The 11,162-nt window shown below is 41.0% G+C and carries 15 protein-coding genes; 3 read left to right on the top strand and 12 right to left on the bottom strand.

Annotated features, from left to right (window positions below; translation table 11 throughout):
- Positions 1–282: 282 nt before the first annotated feature.
- From ACTNES_RS16435 to ACTNES_RS16445, 3 genes are read right to left on the bottom strand one after another with little or no spacing between them, the layout of a single operon-like run.
- On the bottom strand, positions 283–714 hold the full coding sequence (locus ACTNES_RS16435) for a hypothetical protein (RefSeq protein ID WP_441040127.1): 432 nt from the start codon (positions 712–714) through the stop codon (positions 283–285).
- A gap of 29 nt (positions 715–743) precedes the next feature.
- Positions 744–1,346 (bottom strand): transposase, encoded by a 603-nt coding sequence (locus tag ACTNES_RS16440; protein WP_441040128.1) that lies wholly within the window; start codon positions 1,344–1,346, stop codon positions 744–746.
- Between the two features lie 17 nt (positions 1,347–1,363).
- Positions 1,364–1,609, bottom strand: coding sequence for a hypothetical protein (locus ACTNES_RS16445; protein ID WP_441040129.1), 246 nt, complete (start codon positions 1,607–1,609; stop codon positions 1,364–1,366).
- Positions 1,610–1,951: 342 nt separating this feature from the next.
- Between ACTNES_RS16445 and ACTNES_RS16450 the strand changes: the two genes are divergently transcribed.
- Positions 1,952–3,535 (top strand): glucose-6-phosphate isomerase, encoded by a 1,584-nt coding sequence (locus tag ACTNES_RS16450; RefSeq protein ID WP_441040130.1) that lies wholly within the window; start codon positions 1,952–1,954, stop codon positions 3,533–3,535.
- 360 nt (positions 3,536–3,895) lie between these two features.
- Here the strand turns inward: ACTNES_RS16450 and ACTNES_RS16455 are convergent, their stop codons facing one another.
- The 7 genes from ACTNES_RS16455 to ACTNES_RS16485 all read right to left on the bottom strand — a co-directional run bounded on the left by ACTNES_RS16455 (position 3,896) and on the right by ACTNES_RS16485 (position 7,899).
- Positions 3,896–4,327 carry a M67 family metallopeptidase gene (locus ACTNES_RS16455; RefSeq protein ID WP_055054157.1) on the bottom strand — a complete coding sequence of 144 codons (432 nt, stop codon included), beginning with the start codon at positions 4,325–4,327 and terminating at the stop codon, positions 3,896–3,898.
- Between the two features lie 36 nt (positions 4,328–4,363).
- Positions 4,364–5,200 carry a HesA/MoeB/ThiF family protein gene (locus ACTNES_RS16460; RefSeq protein ID WP_291816375.1) on the bottom strand — a complete coding sequence of 279 codons (837 nt, stop codon included), beginning with the start codon at positions 5,198–5,200 and terminating at the stop codon, positions 4,364–4,366.
- Positions 5,201–5,407 carry a sulfur carrier protein ThiS gene (gene thiS, locus ACTNES_RS16465; RefSeq protein WP_008705271.1) on the bottom strand — a complete coding sequence of 69 codons (207 nt, stop codon included), beginning with the start codon at positions 5,405–5,407 and terminating at the stop codon, positions 5,201–5,203.
- Positions 5,408–5,435: 28 nt separating this feature from the next.
- A complete protein-coding gene (gene trxA, locus ACTNES_RS16470; RefSeq protein ID WP_008705272.1) occupies positions 5,436–5,753 on the bottom strand; it encodes a thioredoxin in 318 nt (105 codons plus the stop codon).
- On the bottom strand, positions 5,753–6,004 hold the full coding sequence (locus ACTNES_RS16475) for a sulfurtransferase TusA family protein (RefSeq protein ID WP_008705273.1): 252 nt from the start codon (positions 6,002–6,004) through the stop codon (positions 5,753–5,755). The genes trxA and ACTNES_RS16475 overlap by 1 nt, the downstream gene beginning before the upstream one ends.
- A 12-nt stretch (positions 6,005–6,016) precedes the next feature.
- On the bottom strand, positions 6,017–6,886 hold the full coding sequence (locus tag ACTNES_RS16480; protein ID WP_022379859.1) for a 4Fe-4S binding protein: 870 nt from the start codon (positions 6,884–6,886) through the stop codon (positions 6,017–6,019).
- A 113-nt stretch (positions 6,887–6,999) separates the two neighbouring features.
- A complete protein-coding gene (locus tag ACTNES_RS16485; protein WP_441040131.1) occupies positions 7,000–7,899 on the bottom strand; it encodes an NAD(P)/FAD-dependent oxidoreductase in 900 nt (299 codons plus the stop codon).
- 307 nt (positions 7,900–8,206) lie between these two features.
- Between ACTNES_RS16485 and ACTNES_RS16490 the strand changes: the two genes are divergently transcribed.
- The gene (locus ACTNES_RS16490; RefSeq protein WP_441040132.1) at positions 8,207–8,944 is read left to right on the top strand and encodes a hypothetical protein; all 738 of its coding nucleotides are present in this window, start codon (positions 8,207–8,209) and stop codon (positions 8,942–8,944) included.
- Positions 8,945–8,980: 36 nt separating this feature from the next.
- Entirely contained in the window at positions 8,981–9,292 is a 312-nt protein-coding gene (locus ACTNES_RS16495; RefSeq protein ID WP_441040133.1) for a hypothetical protein, read from the top strand.
- 28 nt (positions 9,293–9,320) lie between these two features.
- Here the strand turns inward: ACTNES_RS16495 and ACTNES_RS16500 are convergent, their stop codons facing one another.
- Positions 9,321–9,812, bottom strand: a complete 492-nt coding sequence (locus ACTNES_RS16500) for a ParA family protein (RefSeq protein WP_320813428.1) — start codon at positions 9,810–9,812, stop codon at positions 9,321–9,323.
- Between the two features lie 111 nt (positions 9,813–9,923).
- Positions 9,924–11,162, bottom strand: a 1,239-nt coding sequence (locus ACTNES_RS16505; protein ID WP_441040134.1) for an IS701 family transposase, incomplete at its 5' end; no start/stop codon positions are given.

Genomic DNA, 11,162 nt, shown 5'->3' on the forward strand with positions numbered 1-11,162 from the left:
GTTTTGGCATGAATATGCCAAAATCCCGAGACATACAAGCCAAAATTCCATTGCCGCAGGCAATCTGGAATGAATTTTGGCTACGTTACTGTGAACGGAGTGAACAGTAACGTAAATTTATTTTATAGCCTGCCAACTTTTTAATTTCACATATTTACACATTTCTTGTAAATTTAGGAAAGTTATCCACATTGAATGATTACACTGATTCTCTCTCTAAAAAAATGTGCATAAATTTGTGTTTTTCTCTTGTCAGGCATCACCTTCTTTGCTAAAATTAAATCAGTTTAGAACTGCGCTATGTAGCTCCACTTTTATATCTTCTGGTTTCGTTAGTTGCCGTCCAAAGCTGGCTAACAACTCAGGAGATATATTTTTTTGCAGTTTTTTTATTTCATTTTTTGCCAAATAGAAATACTCATACAGCTGCTTTATGAAATCTGCTATCTGCTCCATCAGGTAATGGTTCTTTTGTGCCTGTTCATTCCAACTACATGCATGTTCTATATTTCCCTGCCAATGTTTCTGTCGGTTGAATCCCTGATTTTCTATCTTCCATCTGTTTCTTCCCGCATTTACTATTTTTCTGGCATTGTTTTTTGTGATTGTAATGTCTGTAATCCATGCAAACTCTGTTGTTTGTTCTTTTCCATCTGGCTTAATCTTCTTTTCTGTATAATAATATATCAGATTTACATCTGTATTCTGAAACATAATCTGATTCTGATATTCTATTTCTGAACCTATCTTTTCTTTTCCGGCAATGACTCATATTCTTTGGCGATGGATGATGCACTTCCTTCTTTATAACGGATGATATAATTCCAGCCGTTATCTGTGCAGGTCTGTATAACTTTCTGACTGACATACAATCCATCTGTCGTTATGATGATCGGAAGTCTCGGAAAACGTTTCTTAATCTTTTCTACAAGTCTGATAAATGCTTTACTTTCACAGTCCTGTTTTATTTTTTCTTCACTCTGATTGATATATTCCTCAGAATTCTGGATCGGTTCAGATGCTATACTGCATACAAGGTTATTCCCCAGATAAAGTTTTGCTTCGAGCACGCTTCTGTGATACTTCGTAAATTCATCTGCTTCTCCACGGTTATAGCAGCGGCTCAGGTAATATTCATTCTTTTTCTGATATCCCTCATCCAGTTCTGTGGCATCAATAATGATCTGCCACCTTTTCAACACCCTGGCATCATCAAATGTTTTTCTACGGATCATAGAATAAGCAATATCTTTCTGTATTTTTTCCAGTTCCTCCGGATTCAGTCTTGCTAAAAATTCATTCTCTGTAACACCATGAGGTGGATACTCCTTCTTTTCTTCACTCATGAATGAGTAGAGATTTTCTACAACTGCATCATCATTAAATTTCGTGTCATTTCCTGCATACTTGAAATTCCGCCTATGCATTTGTAGTACATGGTTTCAAGCATAACCCTCACTGGATATTCAATATAACTTTGATTTCGCGGATCATCCACCTTAGCAAATTTGGCAAATAACTCTGGGTAATATTTATTTTGAATCTTATTGCATTCAACAACTGGATTCTTTTCCAGTCTTCTCTTGGCTCTTTCCTGTTCTCTGTTCATTTTTCTTCCTTTTCGACAAAGTTTTTTCTTTTATTTTACTCCATCGTAAAGGAAGATGCTTTAAATTCAATAAATTTAATACGAATTATTTTTACCTTTCAAAGCTGTGATTTTGCAGACCGGTTGCTGCTTACATATTGCTTTCCCACTGCAGTGAAACTTTTACAGTTGTGCTGTCAGGAAAGCAGGACAGAGAAATATTCACAAAATTTTCGCGCAGCAGTGCCGAAATATCTCTGAATCCCATACATTCGTGCATTGAAATTAGAACAATTATTCAGTATAATTATAGTTAATAACTGTGGCCATACAGCTGCAGTCACTTAAAGGAGGAATATTATTATGGCAACATGGAAAAATCTCGACACTCTTGCTTCCTACAGCAAACTTGCCGAACTGAAAGGTCATGTAAATATTGCAGATGCCATGGCAGGCGAGAAAGGTGCTGAACGTGTAAAGAAATACAGCACACCGATGGCAGCCGGCTTAACTTACAACTACGCTGCAAAACAGGTTGATGAGACAGTTCTGGATGCACTTGCAAAACTGGCAGATGAGGCTGAGCTTATTGACAAATTCCAGGAATTATACAACGGTGCTGTGATCAACACAGGAGAGAAACGTATGGTTCTTCATCACCTTGCACGTACACAGCTTGGCGAAGACGTAGTAGTTGATGGTGTCAACAAACGTGAATTCTACGTTGCACAGCAGAAGAAAGCCGCAGACTTCGCAAATAAAGTTCACGCAGGTGAGATTACTAACGAAAGCGGCGAGAAATTCACAACTGTTGTACAGATCGGTATCGGTGGAAGTGATTTAGGTCCTCGTGCATTATATATTGCTCTTGAGAATTGGGCTAAAGCAAACAACACATCCAAGATGGAAGCTAAATTTATCAGCAACGTAGATCCTGATGACGCAGCTGCTGTTCTTGCTTCCGTAGACCTTGCTCATGCTCTGTTCATCGTTGTGTCCAAATCCGGTACAACTCTTGAAACACTGACAAATGAAGCCTTCGTAAAGAATGCTCTGGTTAAAGCAGGATTAAACCCATCCAAACATATGCTTGCCGTAACAAGCGAGACATCACCTCTGGCAAAGAGCGAAGATTATCTTACAGCAATCTTTATGGATGACTATATCGGCAGACGTTACTCTTCCGTTTCCGGTGTAGGCGGTGCGATCCTTTCTCTTGCTTTCGGTCCTGAAGTATTTGCACAGATCCTCGATGGAGCTGCTGCCGAGGACAAGCTTGCTACAAATAAAAATATCCTTGAGAACCCGGATATGCTGGATGCACTGATCGGTGTTTATGAGAGAAACGTACAGGGATATCCTGCTACAGCAGTTCTCCCATACTCTCAGGCATTAAGCCGTTTCCCTGCACACTTACAGCAGTGTGATATGGAATCCAATGGTAAATCCGTAAACCGTTTCGGTGAACCTGTAGACTATGTAACAGGACCTGTTATCTTCGGTGAACCAGGTACAAACGGACAGCATTCCTTCTATCAGTTGTTACATCAGGGAACTGACATCGTTCCGCTTCAGTTCATCGGCTTTAAGAAGAGCCAGCTTGGTGTAGACGTAGATATCGAGAACAGCACAAGCCAGCAGAAACTCTGTGCAAACGTTGCTGCTCAGATCGTAGCATTTGCATGCGGTAAAGAAGATAAGAACCTGAACAAGAACTTCAAGGGCGGACGTCCTTCCAGCATCATCACAGGTGAAGAACTTACACCTGCATCTCTGGGTGCATTACTTGCTCACTTCGAGAACAAGATCATGTTCCAGGGATTCGTATGGAACTTAAACAGCTTCGACCAGGAAGGTGTTCAGCTTGGCAAAGTCCTTGCAAAACGTGTTCTTGCACACAATACTGACGGAGCACTGAAGGTATACAGTGATCTGCTGAATATCTGATTTGAGTCAGGCAAATAAAATCATCTGCTTTGCAGTTTATCGGAAAGAGCCTGCCCTCCTCTTAAATAACACATTTAAGAGGAGGGATATAAAAACAATTATAAAAAAATCATCATACAGAACTCCGATAAGTATTATCAGGAAGTTCCTTATGATGATTTTTCTATTTTCTGCTCTCTTTTAATTCTCTTCTAACTTCTTAACAAACTGAATTTCTCCCCGTCTGGTATAAGCTCTGACGAGTCCACTATGCTCTACCGCCGTCAGAACCAGTACGGACTCCATTATTTTGCATAATCTTTCAAGTCTTATTCTGAAGTTGTCACGATTTTATTATAAAAATTTCCTGTCTGTAAATCTTTAAAAATAATATTCTTCTGAATAAATCCTCAGATCCTCTTTTGTCCATTCCCCACCTTCAATATGAAAGCTGTTCAATACCGGATAGTCCGCCATCAGTGACAGGATCAGATAACTTGCCTTTGAATCAAAAGCAAGACGGATATCCTCCACTGACGGACGGGATGGAGAAGACGGATGGGAATGCCAGTTTCCCAGCGGTTTCAATCCATTGGCACGCATATCCCTGATCGCATTTATCTGGTCTCTGGGATCCAGGGTGAAGTGATCTTCTGCATGATCTTTATTCTCCAGAAAATATACCTTTCGGATTTCCCTTCCCTCCCCGGTTTCCACTCCGGCCAAAAGCCCGCAGGCTTCCTCCGGAAGATGCTCTTTTGCATAATTAACGATCTCATCATAGAGATGATCTCTCATTCTTATTATAGCCATACTTTTCTCCTGTTTTGCATCAGGTTTTTCTTGTATTTACTGCTCATCTCTTGTGGCAAATCGGCCTGCTGTTTCCTCACAGACCTCCAGCTCGTAGTCGATCGGTTCCAGGATTGTCGGATGATCTCCGCATACTGCACAGTCATGAGTATCCTTCGGCAGTTTAACCTTATGGAATTCCATTGTCAGCGCATCAAAAGTCAGAAGATATCCTGTCAGAAGATCACCTACACCGATCAGATACTTGATTGCTTCCATTGCCTGTAAGGAACCGATGACACCTCCCATTGCTCCGATGACACCTGCCTGCTTACAGGTAGGAACTGCATCCTTGGGCGGCGGATTCTTGAATACGCAGCGGTAACATGGACCTTCCCCGGGTACATAGGTCATCAGCTGACCTTTAAAACGAATGATACCTGCATGGGAAAATGGTTTTTTCTCCAGTACACATGCATCATTGATCAGAAATTTTGCCGGGAAATTATCAGTTCCGTCAATAATAAAATCATATTCTCGAATCAGTTCGCGGATGTTGGATGCGTCTACGAACATCCGGTAAGTTTTTACTTCCACATCCGGATTCATGGCATTCATGGTTTCCTTTGCTGATTTTACCTTTGCTTTTCCGATATCTGCTGTGCTGTGGATGATCTGTCTCTGCAGATTGGAAAGATCTACCTCGTCCGCATCCACAATACCGATTGTTCCCACACCTGCTGCTGCCAGATACATTGCCGCAGGTGCACCAAGACCGCCTGCACCGATGATCAGTACTTTTCCTTTCAGGAGCTTCTTCTGTCCCTTTGCACCCACTTCTTTTAAGATGATGTGACGGGAATAACGCTCGATCTGTTCATCTGTCATTGCCATTTAGCATCCACCTCCCATGAAATACAGAAATTCTACATTGTCTCCCTCTTTTAATACGGTAGACTCTTTATCCTCTGATGCAACAAATTCTTCATTAATAGAAACGGTTACATATTCCGGCATCTCTACATTTTCCTGTGCGATCAGTTCCGGAAGTGTCAGTCCGTCTTTTACTTCTTTTTTCTCTCCTGCTACTGTGATAAACATATTTTTCTCCTTTATGCCTGCTCTCTTTTTAGAGTAATCCTTCAATCCAGCTGTTTAACTCTGCCTGTTTCAGTGCTCCTGTTTTCCGGTCTTTCGCCTGTCCGTCTTTAAAAAGGATCAACGTCGGATTTGCCTGCACTTCATACTGCTCTGCCAGCTCCACATCAAAGTTCGTATTTACTTTATATACTTTAATCTTATCCTCATAATCGTCTTCCGCATTTCCGAGAACCGGTGCCAGCTTTTTACACGCCACGCAGGAATCTGAATAAAAATCCACCAGAACCGGAAGTTTTTCCTTCAGGACTTTCTCTTCAAAATCCGTCTTGCTTACCCGTACTGCCATCAGTCTTCCACCTTTCTTACATACATGGTGTAAGTACCATCTTCATTATCGGTTAATTTCAGTACCTTATGCCCTTCTTCTTTCATGCTGCGCGGAACATTCTGCACTGGTTCGCCATCGTTCATGCGGACAGCCAGAATCTCTCCATCCTCCAGTTCTTCGATTGCTACTTTTGCTTTCACGAATGTCAGGGGGCATACTTTATCGGTAATATCAACCTCATCGGTTACTTCAAAATCTAATTCAGCCATTATGTTCTCCTTTCACTGTCCTTCATACGCATCTTTCAGCTGACTGCGGAAATCTTCTTCTCCCACACGTTGCAATGTTTTGCGGAAACGTTCACTTGGATTTGCATTTTTTTCAAAGAAATTAATTGCCGCATCTGTCACACGAAACAGTGTTTCTTTATCCGGGATCAGAGGAAGCAGTTCTTCTCCTTTATAGATATTATTTCCGAAGGTTCCTCCAAAAGATACGATATATCCCGGAGTTCCTTTCCATGCATCCACCGGACAGCTCTTTACACAGCGGCCACAATGATTACATTTCTGCGCATCCAGTTCTATTTTGCCGTCCACCATCTTCAGTGCATCCTGTCTGCAGGCTTTCACACACACACCACAGGAAATACAGTCGTCTTCCTTATATTCGATGTTCATGCCGCCTTTGATTCCAACATCGTTTTCTTCTGCTTTCAGGCAGTTATTCTGGCATCCTGTAACACCAAATTTGAATTTATGCGGGAGTTCCCGTCCGAAATATCTCTCATCAAGCTCTTTTGCCAGTGTGTAGGTGTCGATACATCCGCTTGGACAGACCTCTGAACCCTGACAGGCTGTAACTGTACGTACACGTGGTCCGCACACACCGGTTCCCACACCGCCTTTTGCCAGTGCTTCTTTTACCTCTGCCAGTTCTTCCACTTTAATAAAGGGAATCTCAATGCCCTGACGGGAAGTCATATGTACATATCCGCGGCCGTATTTTTCTGCTACTTCTGCTACTGTCTTAATATTCTCTGCAGTCAGGTTTCCACCAACCACTGCCAGTCTCAGGGAACCGTAACCTTTCTGTTTCTGTCTCATATATCCGCCTTTTTTTAAGGCTGCATAATCTACTTTCTGTGCCATTTTTATCTCTCCTTTGTGTTTTTAGAGCGTTTTTTCAAATATTTTTTCCAGATCTGCGGCTGTCCGGTATCCTTACAGCCGGTTGAATTATCGTAATACTCTCTCAGTTTCTTCTATTTCAGATATTCTGCCACTGCGGTTGCTGCATTGGCACCATCCGAAACCGCAGTTACCACCTGACGCAGTTTCTTTGTTCTTGCATCTCCTGCCACATACAGCCCTTCCAGAGCGGTTTCTCCTGTCTCCCCTGCTCTGACATAACCTGAATCATCCAGTACTGCAAATTTTTTCAGAAGATCTGTCTGTGGTACTGCTCCGTAAGCAACAAATACACCGTTCACATCTATCACATCTGCATCTTCCAGAACTACTCCGGTTACTTTCTGCTCTCCGATGATCTCTTTTACCTGATGCTCCAGTACGAAGATAACGTTTTCCTTCTCTCTCAGTTTCGCCACTGTAACAGCGGCTCCTCGGAATTCCTTTCTCCTGTGGATCACATATACTTTCTCTGCCACATCCGCCAGGTAAACAGCATCATCAAGTGCTGTATCTCCACCACCAAGAACTGCGACTGATTTACCTCTGTAAAATGAACCGTCACAGATTGCACAGTAAGAGACACCCTTTCCTGCATATTCCTGTTCTCCCGGAATATTCGCTCTTCGCGGTGTGGCTCCCGCCGCATAGATTACGGTTTTCGCTTCCACCTGCGAACCGTCTGCAAATACAAGTTCAAAATCTGATGAAGCTTCTTTCTTTATCTCTGTTACTTCCTGTTCCATGAAGGATACCCCAAGCTTCACTGCATGTTCCCGGAAGTTCTCACCCAGATCATAACCGCTGATGCCCGGAAATCCCGGATAGTTATCTACCTGTCCGCTTTCTGCGATCTGTCCGGTTCCTTCATATTCTTTTTCTATCACTACGGCTGACAGATTAGCCCTCTTTGCATAGATTGCCGCACTTAAACCCGCCGGACCGCTTCCAATGATACCTACATCATATTTCATATCGTCAGTTCCTTTACACCTATTATTCCTATCGAATTAGTATGTTTTATAATAAACATAATAACACCGATAATTTCCTCTGTCAATAAATAAGATTCTATAAATGAGCAATTTCGTGATTTTACATAAAAAGAAAGACACCTTAAATCGTTCGTGTTGTATAATGAAAGTGACGAAACAAACATTGCAACATTTACGAAAGAAGGTGCCTCTCGCAAATACTATACATTATTCTACATTCTTATACGACCAGTTTAAGAAATTAAATTTATGCAAATCTTTTTCGAACAGAGTGATCGGTCATCTCATGAGTATCCTGAACAGTATCTTTATCTCGGGTTACCATGGAAAAACTACCGACTTTGCACAAAACAGTTCCTGCCACAGAACTACCATCGCACATTTCCTCAATTCCGGGAAATGGGATGATACCTTACTTGAAAATACTTTAAAATCCTCCGTAGTTGAAATTATTTATTCAGAAGCACAGCGCACCGGAAAGCCTGTTTTCTGTATTGTGGATGATACCATAGCTTCAAAGACAAAGCCTTCGTCACAGGCTCTGCATCCAATTGAAGATGCGTATTTTCACCAGTCCCATTTAAAGGGAAAACAGGATTATGGTCATCAGGCGGTTGCTGTTATGCTTTCGTGCAATGGCATTGTCCTAAACTATGCTTTTGTACTGTACAATAAATCCATTTCCAAGATTGATATTGTGCAGAGCATTGCAAAGGAACTGCCAGAACCTCCAGTCATGTCGTATTTCCTTTGTGACTGTTGGTATGTTTCTGAAAAATTAATCAACACATTTGTACAAAAGGAGTTCCATACCATTGGAGCTTTAAAAACAAACCGCCTGCTGTACCCGTCAGGAATGAAAAAGAAGCTCAGCGAACTTGCTGCTGAATTATCGGTAACAGAGAAGGGATTTGACCTTGTGACAGTCAAAAACCGAAAATATTATGTGTACCGGTATGAAGGAAACCTGAATGGTATCGAAAATGCGGTTGTTCTTTTAAGTTATCCTGAAAAGGCATTTTGAAATCCCAAAGCACTGCGGGCTTTTATCAGCACAAACGTGGCATTATCAACGCTGGAGATCCTTTCCTGCAATGTGTGCAGATGGCCGATTGAGGTCTTTTTCAGACAATGTAAGACCCGGCCGGCACTGGATACCTACCAGATACGTTCCTCAAAAGGGATCCAAAGATACTGGCTGCTGATGTCAATGGCACATTATATCTGTGTTATAGGCACTGGACGATATCAGTCTTTCCAGGAAGGATATCAACTGATTCGCAGTACCATTCAGCAGGAAAAGTATCAATATCTGTTTCAATGTGCAAAATCCAGTATTGATTTTGAAGCGTTTATGAAATTAGCAGGATAGTTTTGTGCATTTTTTCAAATTTGCTCATTTATAGTATTTCATTATACTTTTCACATATTCGCCTTATATTAGTAATAGTACGAATCCCCAAATTATCTCCTTGATAAACGCTACTCCAACGTTCAGCAATTTTATTTTCATATTGATGAATAGATAACCGTCCTGGAATTAAGTCTAAATTATCATATAATTTTATTGGATTTGGATAATTTTCTATTTCGTTCACACCTTCTTCAGTGGCTTTTAACAAAAAATGTATTGAACGAGGGGACTCTAATACTTTTTCTACCAATTCATCTGATTTCCATGCACTTTCATAATCGTCAATAAAAGGCTCCTCTTCTTCCCAAATCGCATGCAACTGTTCTTCTTTCATACCACAAATAGTCAAATTGCACTGGGGATCCAAATCAAGCAACAATACTTTTTTCCCCATCTCATTAAGAGCACAAGCTAAATGAAAACACAATGTAGATTTTCCTATTCCACCTTTATTGTTAAATACTGATATGATTTTCATAATACCTCCAACAAGCCATAATTTGATTCAAAAAAATGTTCGTCTTTATTTTTATTATATCATTCCATATTAGTATTGAGAAGTATCTTCTATATACACCAGTTTACAACTTTATAAATGATAGACTTGTTGATGAATCAGCTGTTTTAAGGCCTTTGCCATGGCATTTGATTTTATATGTGTTTCGATATTTTTCACGAAAGTGGCAAAAAATATCTGACTGCGAATGCCCTGACTTAATTCAAAACGAAACTCCTGTACGCTTTTTGTACGGTACTCAGAAAAATGTTCGTTCTGATAGGGCAGAATCTTCATGGCACAGTAACTGATGTTAATCAGATTGACCAGCATTTCAATCCCTTTGCAGCTTCGCACCATATAGTTACAAAAAGACCAGAACGTTTTCTGTTCATAGTAGCTTGTTTCAATATTCCAGCGTAACGAATATAGCAACAGTGGAATGTATTTCATACGGTCACTTCCGGTCTGGTTCAATGGTGCTTTTTCCTGCCATGCACAGAAAATCTGCAGATCTTCCGGAAAAATGGTACTGAAAAACAGTCGTTTTGTACCATGTTCTTTTTCTGTGGCAGTGACATAGGCAAGGACTTCCCTATTGCCAAAGATCTTAGCGAGAACCCGGCGGACACAGGTATAATAATCACCAATCTTTTCATTGGAAAACGTAAAATCTGTTTCAACAGAAAGATGTTTTCCATGTTTGGCAGGACGTCCCCGACGACCGGTCTGTGCAGGTGCAAGATCATACATGACAGAATCAATCCTTGCATTGCCAATCAGATCCAGATTCGGATATTCATCAACGATGGATACCAGATTCTGTTTTGTATACCAGCTGTCACAAAGGATGATGACATGATCTTTGCTGTGAAATTCAGGCATAACCTGCCGGATCATGGAGGCTGCCAGTTCCAGTTTAGATTCTTTTTTCTGCCACATACGATAGCCAAGAGGAACGGAAAGATAAGATACTTTATCCCTATTCCAGACAGGTACGCAGAGCATGACACTCACAAAGCAGTGTCCATTCAGATAGTTGGAACCGTTGTGTGCAGCATGGTCAAACAGTTTTGAAACATTTTCAAATTTTGTGCCAAATTTAGATACCATCGTATCATCCACGCACAGAAATACAGGCTGCGTCTGCAATGAATCCGGTATCAGCTTCAAAGTAATCCTGACAGTGGTATTCATAAATCTGGAATAATCAACCTTTGCATAGGAACATGCATAATAAAATACATTCAGTGATTTCTCCGTTATTTCGGATAAAAAATGCTGATACAGAAACCGGATGGAATGTGCAGATTCTAAGGTCAGTATGGATAA

This window comes from Blautia sp. HCP3S3_D9, from assembly GCF_052063845.1.
Lineage (GTDB): Bacteria > Bacillota > Clostridia > Lachnospirales > Lachnospiraceae > Blautia_A.